The sequence below is a fragment of the Cellulomonas cellasea genome, assembly GCF_006538745.1.
Lineage (GTDB): Bacteria > Actinomycetota > Actinomycetes > Actinomycetales > Cellulomonadaceae > Cellulomonas_A > Cellulomonas_A cellasea.
In genome coordinates this window covers 55,272-72,379 of the sequence record NZ_BJLR01000018.1, presented here as the reverse complement: position 1 = coordinate 72,379, position 17,108 = coordinate 55,272, and the positions used below count along the sequence as shown (strand labels likewise).

The following is a 17,108-nucleotide window of genomic DNA, read 5'->3' as shown; positions in this document are numbered from 1 at the left end:
TGTCGGTGCTCGCACCTCCCCGCGTCCGACCGTGGTGAGAGGATCGGGGCATGAGCCAACGCCCGCCTGCGCGCCTGCAGATCACGACCGCGGCGCCCGACCCGGCGCTCCTCGACCTCCCGTGGCACGTCCCGCTCGAGGACTGGCCGGCCGAGACGCTCGCCGCCCTCCCCCGCGGCATCTCGCGGCACATCGTCCGGTTCGCGCGCCTGTCCGGGCGGGTCATCGCGGTCAAGGAGATCGGCGAGACCGTCGCGTACCGCGAGTACGAGCTCCTGCGCCAGCTCAGCCGGATCGACGTGCCGAGCGTGGACCCGATCGGGGTCATCACGGGCCGCACCGCGCCCGACGGCGAGCCGCTCGAGGCCGTGCTCATCACCGAGCACCTGTCGTTCTCGCTGCCGTACCGCGCGCTGTTCAGCCAGTCGCTGCGCCCCGACACGGCGACCCGGCTCATCGACGCCCTCGCGGTGCTCATGGTGCGCCTGCACCTCATCGGCTTCTACTGGGGCGACGTCTCGCTCTCGAACACGCTGTTCCGGCGCGACGCCGAGACGTTCGCGGCCTACCTCGTCGACGCCGAGACGGGCGACCTGCACGACCGGCTCACCGACGGCCAGCGCGCGTACGACCTCGAGGTCGCGCGGGTCAACATCATCGGCGAGCTCATGGACCTCCAGGCCGGGGACTTCCTCGAGGAGGAGGTCGACGCGGTCGCGATCGGCGCGATGCTCGTCGAGCGGTACTCCGAGCTGTGGACGGCGCTGACCGACGCGGAGTCGTTCACGCTCGGCGAGCGCTGGCGCTTCCAGGCACGCATCCAGCGGCTCAACGACCTCGGGTTCGACGTCGGCGAGCTCGACATCACGACGGACGTCGACGGCACGACCGTGAGCATCCAGCCCAAGGTCGTCGACGCCGGCCACCACTCGCGCCGCCTCATGCGGCTCACGGGGCTCGACGTCCAGGAGAACCAGGCCCGGCGCCTGCTCAACGACCTCGACGCGTTCCGCGCGGCGACCGACCGGCAGAACGAGGACGAGTCCTTCGTCGCGCACGACTGGCTCACCGGGATCTTCGAGCCGGCGGTCCGGGCCGTGCCGCGTGAGCTGCGGCTCAAGCTCGAGCCGGCGCAGGTGTTCCACGAGCTGCTCGACCACCGCTGGTACCTCTCGCAGCAGCAGGGGCGCGACGTCCCGATGACGGAGGCCGCGCAGAGCTACGTGCGCGACATCCTCCCCTACCGGCCCGACGAGCAGGCGATCCTCGGGGTCAGCGCCGCCGACCTGCACGAGGACGCCGACGTGGTCCCGGCGCCGCGGCGGGACTGACCCGAGCGGGGCCGGAGGCGGTGCGTCAGCGCGTGCCGAGGGCGTCGACGCGGTCGAGGCCCACGATCGGCCAGACGGTCGACGTCGGCGCCGGGTCGGTCCGCAGGCGCGCGTGGGTCTCGACGTCGAAGCGCTCGGTGCCGTACCGGAGCTTGCGGCGCTCGGTGCCCTCGACGACGAACCCGGCGCGCGCGGCGACGTGGCACGACGCCGGGTTGTTGACCCGGTGCCCGAGCTCGAGCCGGAACAGCCCGAGGCTGTCGAACGCCCACGCGGCGACGGTCGCGACCGCCTGCGTCGCGAGCCCGCGTCCCCGGTGGTCGGCCGCGAGCCAGTAGGACACCCACGCCGAGTCGTGCACGTGCTCGACGTGGCTCAGGCTCACGGCGCCGACCGCGGTCCCGTCGACGCTGATCGCGAACGCGTAGTGCGCCGGGCCCCAGGAGTCGAGCTGCGCCGCGATGAGCCGCTCGCACGCCTCGAGGTCACGCGGGTCGGTGCCGCCCCCGAGCTGGACGGCGAGGTCCGCGCTCGCGGCGAGGGCGGCCTGCAGCGCGGGGGCGTCGCGGAGGTCCCAGCGACGCAGCTCGGTAGTCATCGGTCCCATCGTGACACGGCCGACCGTTGCCTGCGGCCACCACCGGCGTGCTGACCCGTCGGGCAGGGGCGCCCTCAGTGCCCCGTGCCCACGTGGTACCGCCGCACCGGCCCGTGCTCGGTGTCCACGACGTCGACGAGCACGCCGCCGCAGCGCTCGATCACCCGGGCGGACGCCACGTTCCCGTCGTCGCACGTCACGAGCGCCACGTCGACGCCGACGTCCCGCGCCACGCCGAGCGCCCGCCGCAGGGCCGCGGTCGCGTACCCCCGGCCCCGGTACGGAGCGCGCACGGCGTAACCGATGTGCCCGCCGTCGACGGCGAGCGCCGGGGTCAGGCGGTGACGGACCGACACCCGGCCGACGAACCGCCCGCCGACCTCGATGACCCGGAACGTCGCCGGCACGTGGCCGTCGGGCAGGTCCGCGCCGTCCCCCGCACGCGCGGCCGCCGCGAGGTACTCGCCCCAGTCCTGCCCCGGCTCGAAGCCGAACAGGAACGTGAAGCCCTCGGCCGCGAGCTCGAGGTGCGCGGCGGTCGCCTCGGCCTCGTCGGCGGGCGCGAGCGGACGCAGGCGGACGGTCTCGACGCGTTCATCGGGGAGCACGCGCCCAGGATGCCAGCACCGCGCACGCACCACGACGGCATTCCGCCGCCGCCGCGCCCCGCGACCTCCCGGCGTCAGGCCCCGCGCTGCCGCGCGACCTCGTACAGCGCGATGCCCGCGGCGACACCGGCGTTGAGCGACTCGACCGCGGAGCCGATCGGGATGGACGCGATCGCGTCGCAGTGCTCGCGCACGAGCCGCGAGAGGCCCTTGCCCTCGGAGCCGACGACGATGACGAGCGGGTCGTTCGCGTAGGGCAGGTCGCCGACCGGGGTGTCCCCGCCGCCGTCGAGCCCCACGACGAAGCACCCGGCGCTGCGGTACTGCTCGAGCGTGCGCACGAGGTTCGTGGCGCGGGCGACCGGCACGCGCGCCGCGGCACCGGCCGAGACCTTCCACGCCGAGGCGGTGACCCCGGCCGCGCGGCGCTCGGGCACGAGCACGCCGTGCACGCCGAACGCCCCGGCCGAGCGGAGCACGGCCCCGAGGTTGCGCGGGTCGGTGATGCCGTCGAGCGCGACGATGAGCGGCGGCCTGCCGGACGCCTCGGCGACGTCGAGCAGGTCGTCGGGCTCGCCGTACGCGTACGGCGGCACCTGGATCGCGACGCCCTGGTGGACCGAGCCGTCGGTCAGGCGGTCCAGCTCGGGCTTGGTGACCTCGAGCAGCGGGTAGCCGCGCTCGGTGACGGCGCGCAGGATCTCCCGCGTGCGGTCGTCGGCCTCGAGCCGGGCCGCGATGTACACGGTCGAGACCGGGATGCCGGCGCGGATGGCCTCGACGACCGAGTTGCGGCCGTTGACGATCTCGTGGGTCGCGGAGACCCCGCGCCCGCCCTTGGTGCCGCCCGCGCTGCGCGAGGCACGCGCCCCGCCACCGGCCACGCGCGCGCCCGCCGACGGCCCGCGGTCGGTCCCCGTGGCCGCACGGCGCTCGGCAGCGATCTTCTTCTTGCCCGCGGGGTGGTACGGACGGTCCTCGGCCTTCGGGGTCGGCCCGCGGCCCTCGAGCGACTGGCGACCCTTGCCCCCCGAGCCGATGCTCGCGCCCTTCTTCGATCCCGGCTTGCGTGTGGCGCCCCGGCGCTGCGAGTTCCCTGGCATCAGTCGTCGTCCTCGGTACGTGGTGGTGCTGCGAGCGACCAGCGGACGCCGGTCGCGGAGTCCTCGACGACGACCCCGGCGGCGGCGAGCCGGTCCCGGATCGCGTCGGAGGTGGCGAAGTCGCGTGCGGCGCGCGCGTCGGCGCGTGCGGCGAGCTCCGCGGCGACGAGGGCGTCGAGCGCCTCGGCGTAGCGGCTGTCGGTCCCGTGGCCGCCCCACTGCGGGCCGCCCGGGTCGAGCCCGAGCACGTCGAGCATGCCGCGCACCGCGACGAGCTCGGTGCGCACCGCCGGGGTGTCGCGGGCGGCGAGCGCGCTGTTGCCGGCGCGCAGGTGCTCGTGGACCACGGCGAGCGCGGCGGGCACGTTGAGGTCGTCGTCCATCGCGGTCACGAAGTCCGCGGGCAGCTCGCCCGTCGCGACCTCGTCGGGCGTCACCGCGGCGCCCGGCCCGAGGCGCTCGGCCGCACGCTCGACGAACCCCGCGAGCCGGTCCCACGTGCTCTCGGCCTCGCCGAGCGTGTCGGGCGTCCACTCGAGCATCGAGCGGTACTGGACCGAGGTGAGCGCGTACCGCAGCACCGCGGGGCGCACGGTCTCGAGCAGCACGCTCACGAGCAGCCCGTTGCCGAGCGACTTGCTCATCTTCGCGCCGCCCTGCGTGACCCAGCCGTTGTGCAGCCAGAACTGCGCGAAGCCGAGCCCGGCGGCGCGCGACTGGGCCTGCTCGTTCTCGTGGTGCGGGAACCGCAGGTCGAGCCCGCCGCCGTGGATGTCGAACGTGTCGCCGAGGTAGCGCTGCGCCATCGCCGAGCACTCGAGGTGCCACCCGGGCCGGCCGCGCCCGAACGGGGTCGCCCACGACGCGGTCCCGGGCTCGCCGGGCTTCGGGGCCTTCCAGAGCGCGAAGTCGCGCGGGTCCTTCTTGACGACCGTCGGCACCTCGCCGTCGGTCGGCGCGCCGTCGGGCGCGGGCACCATGTCGTCCAGCCGCTGGTTCGTCAGCGCGCCGTACTCGGGGTAGGAGCGGACGTCGAAGAACACGTCGCCGTCGCCCGCGACGTAGGCGTGACCGCGCTCGACCAGGGTCTCCATGAGGTCGACCATCGCCGGCACGTGGCCCGTCGCGCGGGGCTCGTACGTCGGGGGCAGGACGCCGAGGGCGTCGTACGCGGCGGTGAACGCGCGCTCGTTCTCGAGGGCCCACGCCCACCACGGCCGGCCGGCCTGGTCGGCCTTCGCGAGGATCTTGTCGTCGATGTCGGTGACGTTGCGGACGTACGTGACGTCGTTGCCCGCGCGCCGCAGCCAGCGCACGAGCACGTCGAACGCGATGCTCGACCGCACGTGCCCGATGTGCGGGGGCGACTGCACCGTCGCGCCGCACAGGTAGATGCCGACGGAGCCCGGGCGGACGGGCACGAAGTCGCGCACCCGGCGGGTCGCTGTGTCGTACAGGCGCAGGCTCACCCCGCAAGGTTACCGGCGAGTGGCGTCCGCACCGGCCGGACGGGGTGACGGGCCTGGTCGGGAGCGAGCCGGGGCACCCGGTCACCCGACGCCGGGCTGGTCGGGAACGACCCCGGGGCACCTGGTCACCCGGTCACCCGACGCCGGCCCGCACGACGCGCGATCCAGGCCGGCCGTGGGGGCCGCGCGCGAGGGTCAGCCGAACGTCCGGCCCTCGCCGCGGTATGTCGGGACGGTGCGCTCGAGCCTCTCGCCGCGCACGAGGTGCACCTCGGGGAAGCGCTCGTAGACCTCGCCGGCCTTGGCGTGCCGGAACCACACCCGGTCGCCGACCGACAGCCCGGCGACGCCGCTCCCGCGCAGGGGCGTCTGCACCTCGCCGGCACCCTCGCGGGGCGTGAGCGTGAGGCCGCCGGGAGAGACGGGCCGCGGGAGCCGCGAGCGCGTCGCCGGGCCGGACGCGACGTACCCGCCGCCGAACGCCGTCGCGAAGCCCGGGCCGGGCAGGCGCACGACGTCGAGACCGAAGAACGCCGCGGGCCGGGGCTCGAAAGCGCGGTACCCGTCGAACAGCGTGGGCACGAGCAGCCCGGAGCCGGCGGTGACCTCGGTGACCGCCGGGTCGGCGGCGCTCGTCCCGACCGAGCCGGAGCCGCCCGAGTTGACCAGCCGCAGCGGCTCGCCGGTCGCCTGCTGCACGGCGTCGACGACCCGGGCCCGGCGCCGGTCGAGCTCGCGGACCGACGCGCGCTTGACCGCCCGCACCAGGGCGTCGGAGTCGGGCAGCCCGGCGACCTGCGCCTCGTAGAACATGACGCCGCGCACCTCGAGGCCGGCGCGGCGGGCGACCGCGGCGGCGAACACCTCGGCCTGCCGCGGGGTGTGCAGCGGCGAGCGCCGGACGCCCAGGTGGAGCACGGCGCGGCCGACCCCGACGCGCAGCGACGCGTCGATGTCGAGGCACACCCCGATCGGGTTCCCGCCCGCCGCGGCGGCCCGCTGCGCGCGGTCGACCTGGCCGGCGTGGTCGACCATGAGCGTGACGGCGGCAGCGGCGCGGGCGTCCCGGCCGAGCTCGAGCAGCGCCGCGGTGTCGACGGTCGGGTAGCCCATCAGGACGTCGTCGACGCCGTTCTCGACGAGCCACAGCGCCTCGCGCAGCGAGTACGCCATGACGCCCGCGAAGCCGGGGGTCGCGAGCGCCGCGGCGACCAGGTGCCGCACGCGCACGGACTTGCTCGCGACCCGGATCGGCACGCCGCGCGCGCGCCGGACGAGGTCGGCCGCGTTGGCCTCGAACGCGTCGAGGTCGACGACCGCGAGCGGCGCGGGCAGCCCGCGGGTCGCGGCGTCGAGGCGAGCCCCGAGCGTCGTGCTCACGCAGCCGTCCGGCGGCTCGCGAAGCGCGGCGCGAGCAGCACGACGACGACGGCGAGGACGAGCGGGACCGCATACCCGATGCGCAGGGTCGAGCCGACGCCGATCGCGCCGACGAAGACCCCGCCGAGCACGGCGCCCAGGTAGTTGAAGCCGTTGAGCCGGGCGACGACCGCGTCGGCGTGCTCGGGCGCGAGGTTCCCGGCGGCGGCGAAGCACAGCGGCACCACGACGCCGAGCCCGAGCCCGGTGAGCGCGAGGCCGCCGATCGCGACGGCCGCGTTCGGCGCGAGCACGACGGCGAGCAGCCCGAGCGCCCCGACGAGCCCGGCCGTCCGCACGACCGCGACCCGTCCCCAGCGCCGCACCGCGAGGTCGCCGGCGAGCCGCGACACGAGCGTGGTCGCGAGGTACGCGCCGTAGCCGAGCGGCGCGACGTCGTCGGCCGCGGCGAGGACGTCCCCGAGGTAGATCGTGCTCCACGTCGCCGCGGCGGAGTCGACCACGAAGTACGCGGCGACGGCGACCCCGAGCACGGTGATCGCGCCCCAGGGCAGCGGGCTGCGCCGCCCGTCGCCGGACTCCGCGGGCGCGCCGAGCGGGGCGTCGTGCGCGCGCCACCCGCGCCGCAGCACCAGGAACCCGATCACCGCGACGAGCACGGCGACGACCGGCAGCGCGACCTGCTGCGGCACGTCGCGCGAGACGTACTGGCCGACGTAGACGGTCGCGAGGATGCCCGCGATCGACCACGCGGCGTAGAAGCCGGTGAGGATGCTGCGCCCGTACGCGCGCTGCAGCGCGACGGCCTGCATGTTGGTGCCCGCGTCGACCTGCCCGAGCCCGAAGCCGTAGAGCGCGAAGCCGACGAGGAACACCGGCAGGCTCGGCGCGAGCGCCACGACGAGGATCGCGAGGGCGATCCCCGCGAGCCCGGAGACGAGCACCGCACGCGAGCCGGGGCCGCGCGCCTGCCGCTCGGACACCACGGTGCCGACCGCTGCCATGAGGCACACGCCCAGGACGACGAGCGTCACGACGTCGTCGCCGATCCCGAACCGGTCCTTGAACCCCGGCAGGCTCGTGATGAGCGCGCCGTACGCGAGCCCCTGCGCACCGAACGCCAGCGCGACGACGACCCGGGCCGCGCGCGCCGCCGCGGGGAGCGCGGCAGGTGCGGTGCCGCCGAGGTCGAGACCGGCGGGTGCGCCGGGGACTGACGTCCCGCCGCTCACGCCGGCACCCCGGCCGGGACCGCCCGGCCCGACCCGGCGCGGGGTCGGACCGGGTGCCCGATGTCCGTGCGGGTCACGCGTGCGAGCTCGCGTGCTCCGGGAGCGTCGCGCTCGCGCCGGGCTGGCCGCTCGCGCCGAGGTAGGTGAGCGGGGCCGACGGCTCCGCCCCCTCCGACGCGGCGGGGCCGTCGATCAGCTCCCGGGGAAACGTCGCGGCCTGCGAGGCGAGGAAGTCCGCGAACCCCGCGAGCGTCGTCGTCGCCGCCACGTCGTCCCCGTCGACGAGCCACGCGAGCGCGATCCCGTCGACGACGGCGACGAGCGAGCGCGCGAGGCGCTCGCGCGGCACCAGCCAGGTGATGCCGACCGCCTGCTCGATGTTCTCGAGGAACACCTCGGCGGAGTTCTACTGACCCCGGTACTGCGCGATCGCGACCTGGTTCAGCTCGGCGTGCCGGAGCGACGTCGTCGTCAGCTCGTAGCTCAGGAGCTGGGCACCCCGGTTCGCGCGGATGTTGTCCCACAGGCTCTCCACCGCCGCGCGGAACGTCGTGCGCAGGTCGGCGTCCACGGGCAGCCCCATCTCGGCCGCCTGCCGGTTCTGCACCGTGATCGCGTCCGCCACGGCGCGGAGCAGCTCGTCCTTGTCCTGGAAGCAGTAGTGCACGACCCCCAGCGAGACGCCGGCCTCGGCGGCGACGGCACGTACCGTCGCCGCGTCGATCCCGTCCCTGCTCGCGACGCTCAGCGCCGCCTCGATCAGCTGCTCTCGCCTCGCGGCGACAGGCATGCGGTTCATCGGTCCCCCGTTCGATCCCCTCGTTCGCCCGGGCTCCGCGCGACACGGGGTCTGCGGTGCCCGTGCGCCCCCTTGACCCCATCTCAATGTGCGTCGTGACAATAGTCAAGCGTGCAGAGCACTTGACTTGGACGGCCGACCAGATCGACAGTCACCCCATGAACTTCGGGGGGAACCGTGGGGAATGGCAGAACTGGGCGCGCACCGCGCAGTCGAACCCGGTGCGCCGGGTCCGGCCGCGCGACGAGGAGGGGCTCGCCGCCGTCGTGCGAGGGGCCGGTGACCTGCGGGTACGTGCGGTGGGAGCGGGTCACTCGTTCACCGGGGCGGCGGTCACCGACGGCATCCTGCTGAGCCTCGACGCGATGACCGGCATCGAGCGGGTCGAGCGCCGGGCCGACGGGACCGCCCGTGTGACCGTCCTCGCCGGGACGCGCCTGGGTGATCTCAACGCGGGGCTCGCCGCGCACGGGCTCGGGCTGCGCAACCTCGGGGACATCGACCGCCAGTCCATCGCGGGGGCGATCTCGACCGGGACGCACGGCACCGGGATCCGGCTCCCGGGCCTCGCTGCGCAGGTCGCCGGCGTGCGGCTCGTGACTGCGGCGGGCGACGTCGTCGAGGCCTCCCCCGAGCACCGGCCCGAGCTGTTCGAGGTCGCCCGGCTCGGCCTCGGCAGCGTCGGCGTGCTCTCGGCTGTCACGCTCGACGTCGTGCCCGCGTTCCGGCTCGAGGCCGTCGAGGAGCCCTGGCCGCTCGACCGCGTGCTCGAGCAGCTCGACGGCCCCGACGGCCTCGTCGAGGCCAACGACCACTTCGAGTTCTACTGGTTCCCGCACACGCGGCGCACGCTCACCAAGCGGAACAACCGCGTGCCCGACGACGACGTCCGCCCGCTGTCCCGGGTCCGCGCCTGGGTCGACGACGAGCTGCTCTCCAACGGCGTCTTCGCGGCCACCAACACGCTGACCGCGGCGGTCCCGGCGCTCACCCCGTCCGTCAACGGCATCGCCGCCCGCGCGCTCGGCGCCCGCACCTACACGGCCGCGTCGCACGAGGTGCTCGTCTCGCCGCGCCGCGTGCGGTTCCGCGAGATGGAGTACGCGATCCCGCGCGCCGCCGTCCCGCAGGTCCTCGCCGAGATCGAGCGCTGGCTCGCGGCCAGCGGCGAGCGCATCCCGTTCCCGCTCGAGGTCCGCTACACGGCGCCCGACGACGTGTGGCTGTCGACCGCGTACCGGCGCGAGACCGCCTACGTCGCCGTGCACCAGTACGTCCGCCTGCCGTACCGCCGCTACTTCACCGCCGTCGAGCGGATCGTCGCGCAGGTCCAGGGCCGGCCGCACTGGGGCAAGCTGCACTGGCTCGGGCCCGAGGAGCTCGACGCGCTGTACCCGCGGCTCGCGCAGGCCCGCGCGGTGCGCGCCGAGGCCGACCCCGGCGGGCGGTTCGCGAACGCCTACGTCGACCACGTCCTCGGGGCGCCCGCCGAGCGCGCGGCCTGACGCGCGCCGCGGGTCGGCCTGGGCGCGGGTCGGCCTGGGCGCGGGTCGGCCTGGGCGCGGGCCGGTCTGGGCGCGGGCCGGCGTCGGCGCGGGTCGGCCTCGGCGCACGGCGGCGGCGCACGCGGACCTCAGGGTGGGGCCGCTGACGTCCTCGAGTCCCGCGGCCGTCCCGCCCGGCGGGCCGGAGCCGCCGTCAGGTCGCCGCGGCCCGTTCGATCTCGCGCGCCAGCGTGCGGAGCTCGCCGAGCACGCGCTGCACGACGACGCGCTCGGCCCGGTCCGGACGCAGCAGCGCGTCGATCTGGCGGCCCGCCCGGACGCCGGCGAGGGGCACGAGCCGCAGCCGGTCGGGCGCCGCCCCCGTCGTGTAGCGCGGCAGCAGCGAGATGCCGTGGCCGGCGGCGACCAGGGCCTCGACGACGTGGAAGTCGTTGATGCGCTGCACGATCCGCGGCGGGGAGCCGGCGATCGCGGCGAGCTCGCTGAGCACCGCGGCGACCGGGAAGCCCTCGCGCACCGCGATCCAGTCCTCGCCGGCGAGGTCGCCGGGCTCGAGCGTGGCGCGCTGCGCGAGCGGGTGCCCCGGCCACAGCGCGACGTCGAGGGGCTCCCGCAGCAGCGGCTCGACGCGCAGCCCGCCGCCCCAGCCCGCGGCACGGTCGGGCCGGTGCGCGACGACGACGTCGAAGTCCGCGGTCAGCGCGCCGAACTCGGCCTGGGCCACGTCCTCGTCGCTGCACTCGAGCGCGATCCCGCCGAGCCGGGCCACGCGCGTGAGCAGCCCCGGCAGGAGCATCTGCGCGGCGCTCTGGAACGCGCTCACGCGCACGGTCCCGGTCGGCTCGGCGCGGTGCGCGTCGACCGCCGCCCGCGCACGCTCGACGGCGACCGCGACGTCGACGGCAGCGGCGGCGAGCGCCGCACCGGCCGGCGTGAGCCGGACCCCGCGCCCGGCGCGCTCGAGCAGCACCGCTCCGACCTCGCGCTGCAGCACGCGCACCTGCTGCGAGACCGCCGACGGGGTGACGTGCAGCGCGGCGGCGGCGGCGGTGACCCCGCCGTGGTCGTGCACCGCGCGCAGCGTCTCGAGCAGGCGTGCGTCCATGAAGCCACGCTACAGAGTCGGCGCAGGACATTTCGATGGTGCTGCGCGCCGGTGAGGAAGGACCATCGACGCATGCCACCCCGGGACCGCCTCCTCGCCGCCGTCGTCGCGCTCACGTGGGGGCTGAACTTCACGGCGATCCACGTCTCGCTCGAGCACTTCCCGCCGTTCTTCCTGGCGGCCCTCCGGTTCGCGGTGCTCGCCGTGCCGACGATCCTGCTCGTCCCCCGGCCGGCCGTGCCGTGGCGGTGGATCCTCGGCTACGGGCTCGGGTTCGGCATCCTGCAGTTCGCGTTCCTGTACCTCGCGATGGACGCCGGGATGCCGACCGGGCTCGCCTCGCTCGTCCTCCAGTCGTCCGCGCCCTTCACGGTCGTCCTCGGCGCGGTGTGGCTGCGCGAGCGGCTCAGCGCCCGGCAGGGCGTCGGCATCGCGCTGGCCGTGCTGGGCCTCGCGGGCATCGCCGTGCACCGGGCCGAGCTCGGCGGCTCCGCGACGCTCCTGCCCGTCCTCCTGACCCTCTGCGGGGGTCTCGGGTGGGCGTTCGGCAACGTCTGCAACCGGCAGGCCCGCAGCGGCTCCCCGCTCGCGCTCCTGCTGTGGATGTCCGTCGTCCCGCCGCTGCCGATGCTCGCGCTCGCACTGGTGGTCGACGGCCCCGCGGCGATCGGCACGTCGCTCACGACCCTCGGGACCCCGGTCGGCCTGCTCGCGCTCGCCGGGCTCACCTACACGGTCCTCGTCGCGACCCTCCTCGGCACGGGCCTGTGGACCGCGCTCATGTCGCGGCACCCGTCGAGCACCGTCGCGCCGTTCTCGATGCTGGTGCCCGTCGTCGGCGTCGCGGCGTCGTGGCTCCTGCTGCGGGAGCCGACGCCGGTCGTGGAGCTTGCGCTCGGGACGCTCGTGGTGGGCGGGGTGCTGCTCGGCAGCTCCGGTCCCCGGCGCGCCGCACCCGCGCGGGACGCGGCTCCCGGGACCGTCGCCGGCGGCACGCCGGCCGTCGCCGGCGCGGACGGGCGCGACCACGACCGCACGGTCAAGAGCGTCCCGGCTGCTGCGGACGGACTCGATCACGCCCGTGCGGCCGCCGGCACGCCCGCTGCCGTGGGCGGGCCCGACCGCCCCCACGCGGCCGAGGCCTCGCCGGCTGCCGCGGTGCGCTAGCCCGCCGCGAGCGCGCGGTGCCGGTCCGCTTCCGCCGGGTCAGCTCCCCGGCGTCGGGCGCCGGACGCGCGTGACCGGGATGGCGCCCGTCGCGAGCTCCGCGCTCACGGGCGGCGGCGGCGCCGAGGCGGCCTCGCTCTCGGACAGCTCGGGCGCGCGGTGGTCGTCGAGCTGGGCCAGTCCGTCGATCGTGGCGGCCAGCACGTCGGTCGGGATGCGCACGCGCAGGCGCACCCGGTTGACGCCCTCGCGCTGCGGGAGCGGTGCGGGCCCTTCCGGTGCAGCCCCGTGACCCGGCAGCGCTCTCACGCGCTCGACCGGGCGGGTCGGGGGGCGGTGCGTCTTCGTCACGAAGCGGGACGGTACAGACATTCCGACCGTGATGCGACCCCCCGCCGCCTGCGCGTGCCGCTGCGTGCACAGTCGGCGGCCGCCGTGTCCCGCGCACGGGTGACACGGTCCCGGGCACCGGGCCGGTGCTACGGGACGGACGGGAGCGCGACGACGAGAGCCGTCGCGACCGCCGCGACGCCCTCGCCCCGGCCGGTGAGCCCGAGGCCGTCGGTCGTGGTCGCGGAGACGCTCACGGGTGCGCCGGCGGCCGCGCTCAGCGCCTCGACGGCCTCCGCGCGGCGCGGACCGAGGCGCGGCCGGTTGCCGATCACCTGGACGGCGACGTTGCCCACCTCGAAGCCCGCGGCGCGCACCCGGCGCGCGGCCTCCGCGAGCAGCACCGTGCCCGCGGCGCCCTTCCACCGCGGCTCCGAGGTCCCGAAGTTCGAGCCCAGGTCCCCGATCCCGGCGGCCGACAGCAGCGCGTCGGCCGCAGCGTGCGCGGCGACGTCGGCGTCCGAGTGCCCCTCGAGCGGACGCTCGCCGGGCCAGGCGAGCCCCGCGAGGTGCAGGACGTCGCCGTCGCGCGGCTCGGCGGCGTAGGCGTGCACGTCGACGCCGATCCCGGTGCGCGGAAGGGCGGACGGCTGGGGCGCCGTGGCGTCGGCGGTCACGGGTCGGGCCTCCTGGGCGGTCGGGGCGTCGTGCGCGGCCGCACGCGCGGCGAGCACGAGCTCCGCGAGCGCGAGGTCCCGGGCGGTCGTGACCTTGAACGCGTCGTCGTGCCCCGCCACGACGTGCACCGGCAGCCCGAGTCGCTCGACGAGCCCGGCGTCGTCGGTCGCGGCGTTCGCCTCGTCGCCCGCCGCGGCCTGCGCCTCGTGGTGCGCGCGGTCGAGCGTCGCCCGGTCGAAGCCCTGCGGCGTCTGGACCGCCCGCAGGTCGGCACGCGGCACCGTGCCCGCCGCGGAGCCGTCGGTGCGCACGCGCGTGAGCGTGTCCGTCACGGGGACGGCGGGGACGACGGCGGGGTGCCCGGCGCGCACGGCGTCGACCACCCGGTCGACGGTCGCGGCGGGCACGAGCGCGCGCGCCGCGTCGTGCACGAGGACGATCGTGGCGTCGGGCGGGACGACGGCAAGCCCCGCGGCGACGGAGGCCTGACGCGTCGAGCCGCCCGGGACGACGCGGATCGGGACGCCGAGACGGGCGTCGTCCAGCAGCGTCGTGAACTCCGCGACACGGTCGCCCGGCGCGGTCACCACGAGCAGGCTGACGCCCGGCCGCGTCACCGCGGCACCGAGGGCCCCGTCGTCGGCGTCCCCGCTCACACCCGGTTCCCCGGATGCGCCCGGTTCCCCGGATGCGCCCGGCTCCCCGGATGCGCCCGGCTCCCCGGATGCGCCCGACTCCCCGGATGCGCCCAGCTCCCCCGACCCGACCGGCTCGCCGGACCCGGGCGACGCGACGCCGCCCGCGGCCAGGAGGCTTCGGGCGGCGAGCACGACGAGCGGGACTCCCCCGACGGGGACCAGTGCCTTGGGCAGGGTGTGCCCGAGGCGGGTCCCGCTGCCGGCGGCCGTGAGGACCGCCACGACCCGGTCAGGACGTGCGCCGGGCCGGGGGTCGTCGCGCGAGGCGCGCGGCACCGCGGCGGCGTTCCCGGTCACGGGGCGTCGAGGAGGTCGTCGGAGGACGCGTTACGAGGCGAGGACCTCGTCGAGGATGGCCTCGGCCTTCTCCTCCTCGGTGTGCTCGGCGAGTGCGAGCTCCGAGACGAGGATCTGACGGGCCTTGGCGAGCATGCGCTTCTCGCCCGCCGAGAGCCCACGGTCCGCGTCGCGGCGCGAGAGGTCGCGCACGACCTCGGCGACCTTGATCACGTCACCCGAGGCGAGCTTCTCGAGGTTGGCCTTGTAGCGGCGCGACCAGTTGGTCGGCTCCTCGGTGTACGGCGCACGCAGCACCTCGAAGACGCGGTCCAGGCCCTCCTGGCCGACGACGTCACGCACACCCACGAGGTCGACGTTCTCCGCCGGGACCTCGATCGTCAGGTCACCCTGGGCGACCTTGAGCTTGAGGTAGATCTTGTCCTCGCCGCGGATGGTCCTGGTCTTGATCTCTTCGATCAACGCTGCACCGTGGTGCGGGTAGACAACCGTCTCCCCAACAGTGAAAGTCATCTGCAGGTGTCCCCTTTCGCGGACCCCCATTCTATCACGCTATTGTTCGCCCCCTTTCGCCCGCCCGAAGCCGCCCGGCCCGTTTGCGCAGGTCACGCACACGGCTCCACGGGCGTCCGGCGGGCGGTCCGCGAGGCCCGACCCCGCGACGCCGACTAGGCTGTGGACCTGCGGTCCGCGCCGTGCGCGGAGCGTCACCCAGCACACGTCAGCACCCGTCAGCACCCCGCAGGTCCTCGCCACGCCGGCACCCGCCGGCCGCGCGGGCGCCCGGGGCCCAGCACGTCGTCAGCACCGCCGGCCGACGCCGGCACCCGTTCCGCCCCGAGGAGTCACCGTGACCCGCGTCCGCCCGTCCCTGCACCTGCGCCTCTCGGCGACCGTCGCCGTCGCGCTCGTCGGCGCCGGTCTCGCCGGCTGCTCGGCGACGAACCCGATCACGACCCAGGAGCCCTACGCGCCGTCCGACGGCGTGCGCGTCGGGCTCGGTGACCTCACGGCCGAGAACCTGCTGGTCCTCACGTCGGGCGAGGGCGAGCCGGCGAGCCTGCACGGCGCGGTCCGGAACCGGGGCGGCGAGGACCTCGAGGTCACCTTCACGCTCGAGGACGGCACCGAGGTGGGCACGGTCGAGGTCGCCGCGGGCGACGGGGTGCTGCTCGGCGGCACCGACGGCGAGCAGCTGCTCTTCACGGCCACCGACGTGCCGGGCTCGACGACCGACCTGGCGATCTCGACCGCCGCGGGCGGCGCCGAGACGGTCCCGGTCCCGGTCCTCGACGGCACGCTGCCCGAGTACGCGGACGAGGTCCCGACGGAGGGGCCGAGCACGACGCCGTCCGCCCCCACGGGCGTCGACCCGACGCTCGAGCCGACCCCCACGCCGACCGCGACCGAGGGCTGACCACCGCACACCTGCACCTCGGGCTCCCGCACGCCCGGCACGACCCACGACGCAGCACGGCCCCCGGGGGACTCCCCCGGGGGCCGTCGTGCGTCCGGGGACTCCCCCGGAACCGCCGAGGTCAGCCGAGCGACCCGATCGCGTCGAGCACGTCCTCCCGCACGGACGTCGGGAGCGGCGCGTACCCGATGTCGGCGAGGCTCTGCTGCACCTCGGTCGACGCGAGGTGGCGCAGGAACGCCCGGACCGCCGCGGCGGTGGGCTCGTCGAGCCCCGTCGAGCAGACGACCTCGTACGTCACCAGCACGATCGGGTAGGCACCCGGCTCGCGCGTCGCGTGGTCGAGCCGCAGCGTGAGGTCGTCGCCCGCGCCGGTGCGCTCGGCGGTCGCGACGGTCGCCCCGACGCTCTCCGCTGTGAGCTCGACCGGCCCGGAGCCGTTGTCGATCTTGGCGACGCCGAGCCGGTTCTCCTTCGCGTAGGACCACTCGACGTAGGTCAGGCTCGACGGGGTCGTGGCGACGGCCTCGGCGACGCCGGCCGACTTCTCCCGGCCCTCGCCCACGCCCTCGACGGGCCAGGTCTTCGCGGGCGCGTCCGTCCACACGTCGGCCGCAGCGGTCGCGAGGTACCGCGTGAAGTTCTCGGTCGTGCCGGACTCGTCGGCCCGGAACAGGACCTGGATCTCCTCGGCGGGCAGGAGCTCGCCGGGGTTGAGCGCGGCGATCGCCGGGTCGTCCCACGACACGATCTCGCCCCGGAAGATCCGCGCGGTCGTCGCGGCGTCGAGCACGAGCTGGCCGACCGTGTCGAGGTTGTACGCGAGGGCGACGGGCCCGGTGACCATCGGCAGGTTCCAGGCGGGGGCACCGCCGCAGCGGGCAGCGGCCGCGTCGACCTCGCCCTTGCCGGCGTTGAGCGCCGAGTCGGAGCCCGCGAAGGCCACCTCCCCGGCGGTGAACCGGGTGATGCCCGCGCCCGAGCCGCTCGCGTCGTACCGCACGACGACGTCGGGGCACACCGTCGCGAACGTGATGATCGCCTGCTCGACCGCGTTGCGCTGGGCCGAGGAGCCGGCCGCGTCGATCGTCCCGCTGCCGCACTCCGCGGCCGCCGCGGCGGCCTCCGTGGCCGACGTCGAGGGGACCGCCGAGGCACCGCTGCCCGGGGTCGCCTGCGAGCCGCACCCCCCGAGCGCGAGCCCCAGGACGAGTGCGACGCCGACCAGGCCGACGTTCCGTGCGCGCTGCCGTACCACCACGTGGATCCTCTCCCCCTGCAGACGTCGTCCCCGGCGCACCGGCCCGGGCGGGCGGCGGCGCGTCGGGGACGCGGACATGACGGCACCAGGGCCGGCACCGTCGTCTGGCCCTGGCCCTGGTGCGGCGGTG

General features: G+C 76.0%; 17 protein-coding genes. 4 read left to right on the top strand and 13 right to left on the bottom strand.

Features of this window, described 5'->3' with window-relative positions; all coding sequences use genetic code 11:
• Positions 1-50 precede the first annotated feature (50 nt).
• Positions 51-1,331 carry a DUF4032 domain-containing protein gene (locus CCE01nite_RS10490; protein WP_034634039.1) on the top strand — a complete coding sequence of 427 codons (1,281 nt, stop codon included), beginning with the start codon at positions 51-53 and terminating at the stop codon, positions 1,329-1,331.
• A 25-nt stretch (positions 1,332-1,356) separates the two neighbouring features.
• Here CCE01nite_RS10490 and CCE01nite_RS10485 read toward each other — a convergent pair whose 3' ends face one another.
• From CCE01nite_RS10485 to CCE01nite_RS22110, 8 genes are all read right to left on the bottom strand, one after another.
• Entirely contained in the window at positions 1,357-1,929 is a 573-nt protein-coding gene (locus tag CCE01nite_RS10485) for a GNAT family N-acetyltransferase (RefSeq protein WP_034634037.1), read from the bottom strand.
• A gap of 74 nt (positions 1,930-2,003) precedes the next feature.
• On the bottom strand, positions 2,004-2,537 hold the full coding sequence (locus CCE01nite_RS10480; RefSeq protein WP_034634034.1) for a GNAT family N-acetyltransferase: 534 nt from the start codon (positions 2,535-2,537) through the stop codon (positions 2,004-2,006).
• Between the two features lie 74 nt (positions 2,538-2,611).
• Positions 2,612-3,640, bottom strand: coding sequence for a 23S rRNA (guanosine(2251)-2'-O)-methyltransferase RlmB (gene rlmB / locus CCE01nite_RS10475; protein ID WP_034634031.1), 1,029 nt, complete (start codon positions 3,638-3,640; stop codon positions 2,612-2,614).
• Complete coding sequence (cysS, locus tag CCE01nite_RS10470; protein WP_034634028.1) at positions 3,640-5,109, bottom strand: cysteine--tRNA ligase; 1,470 nt, start codon at positions 5,107-5,109, stop codon at positions 3,640-3,642. The genes rlmB and cysS overlap by 1 nt, the downstream gene beginning before the upstream one ends.
• Positions 5,110-5,304: 195 nt before the next feature.
• Entirely contained in the window at positions 5,305-6,489 is a 1,185-nt protein-coding gene (locus CCE01nite_RS10465; RefSeq protein ID WP_034634026.1) for an alanine racemase, read from the bottom strand.
• Positions 6,486-7,721 carry an MFS transporter gene (locus tag CCE01nite_RS10460; RefSeq protein WP_084142903.1) on the bottom strand — a complete coding sequence of 412 codons (1,236 nt, stop codon included), beginning with the start codon at positions 7,719-7,721 and terminating at the stop codon, positions 6,486-6,488. Before CCE01nite_RS10460 ends, CCE01nite_RS10465 begins: the two co-directional genes overlap by 4 nt.
• Positions 7,722-7,794: 73 nt before the next feature.
• Entirely contained in the window at positions 7,795-8,115 is a 321-nt protein-coding gene (locus tag CCE01nite_RS22115) for a hypothetical protein (protein WP_052104401.1), read from the bottom strand.
• A 12-nt stretch (positions 8,116-8,127) separates the two neighbouring features.
• Complete coding sequence (locus tag CCE01nite_RS22110) at positions 8,128-8,520, bottom strand: TetR/AcrR family transcriptional regulator (RefSeq protein ID WP_052104400.1); 393 nt, start codon at positions 8,518-8,520, stop codon at positions 8,128-8,130.
• 158 nt (positions 8,521-8,678) lie between these two features.
• Here CCE01nite_RS22110 and CCE01nite_RS10450 point away from each other — a divergent pair, with 158 nt between their 5' ends.
• On the top strand, positions 8,679-10,025 hold the full coding sequence (locus CCE01nite_RS10450) for a D-arabinono-1,4-lactone oxidase (RefSeq protein WP_034634022.1): 1,347 nt from the start codon (positions 8,679-8,681) through the stop codon (positions 10,023-10,025).
• Positions 10,026-10,218: 193 nt separating this feature from the next.
• On the opposite strand, the gene CCE01nite_RS10445 is transcribed toward CCE01nite_RS10450, so the two are convergent.
• The gene (locus CCE01nite_RS10445; protein ID WP_141372317.1) at positions 10,219-11,130 is read right to left on the bottom strand and encodes a LysR family transcriptional regulator; all 912 of its coding nucleotides are present in this window, start codon (positions 11,128-11,130) and stop codon (positions 10,219-10,221) included.
• A gap of 72 nt (positions 11,131-11,202) precedes the next feature.
• Between CCE01nite_RS10445 and CCE01nite_RS10440 the strand changes: the two genes are divergently transcribed.
• A complete protein-coding gene (locus CCE01nite_RS10440; RefSeq protein WP_141372316.1) occupies positions 11,203-12,297 on the top strand; it encodes an EamA family transporter in 1,095 nt (364 codons plus the stop codon).
• Positions 12,298-12,336: 39 nt separating this feature from the next.
• On the opposite strand, the gene CCE01nite_RS10435 is transcribed toward CCE01nite_RS10440, so the two are convergent.
• The 3 genes from CCE01nite_RS10435 to CCE01nite_RS10425 all read right to left on the bottom strand — a co-directional run bounded on the left by CCE01nite_RS10435 (position 12,337) and on the right by CCE01nite_RS10425 (position 14,813).
• Positions 12,337-12,648 carry a hypothetical protein gene (locus tag CCE01nite_RS10435; RefSeq protein ID WP_034628857.1) on the bottom strand — a complete coding sequence of 104 codons (312 nt, stop codon included), beginning with the start codon at positions 12,646-12,648 and terminating at the stop codon, positions 12,337-12,339.
• A gap of 128 nt (positions 12,649-12,776) precedes the next feature.
• Positions 12,777-13,961: a 2-C-methyl-D-erythritol 2,4-cyclodiphosphate synthase gene (ispF, locus tag CCE01nite_RS10430; protein ID WP_211254543.1), complete on the bottom strand. Its 1,185-nt coding sequence runs from the start codon at positions 13,959-13,961 to the stop codon at positions 12,777-12,779.
• Between the two features lie 369 nt (positions 13,962-14,330).
• Positions 14,331-14,813 carry a CarD family transcriptional regulator gene (locus CCE01nite_RS10425; RefSeq protein ID WP_013769765.1) on the bottom strand — a complete coding sequence of 161 codons (483 nt, stop codon included), beginning with the start codon at positions 14,811-14,813 and terminating at the stop codon, positions 14,331-14,333.
• A gap of 337 nt (positions 14,814-15,150) precedes the next feature.
• On the opposite strand from CCE01nite_RS10425, the gene CCE01nite_RS10420 reads away from it, so the two are divergent.
• Positions 15,151-15,717: a hypothetical protein gene (locus tag CCE01nite_RS10420; protein WP_034628860.1), complete on the top strand. Its 567-nt coding sequence runs from the start codon at positions 15,151-15,153 to the stop codon at positions 15,715-15,717.
• Positions 15,718-15,838: 121 nt separating this feature from the next.
• On the opposite strand, the gene pstS is transcribed toward CCE01nite_RS10420, so the two are convergent.
• Positions 15,839-16,978 carry a phosphate ABC transporter substrate-binding protein PstS gene (gene pstS / locus CCE01nite_RS10415; protein ID WP_246056436.1) on the bottom strand — a complete coding sequence of 380 codons (1,140 nt, stop codon included), beginning with the start codon at positions 16,976-16,978 and terminating at the stop codon, positions 15,839-15,841.
• Positions 16,979-17,108 lie beyond the last annotated feature (130 nt).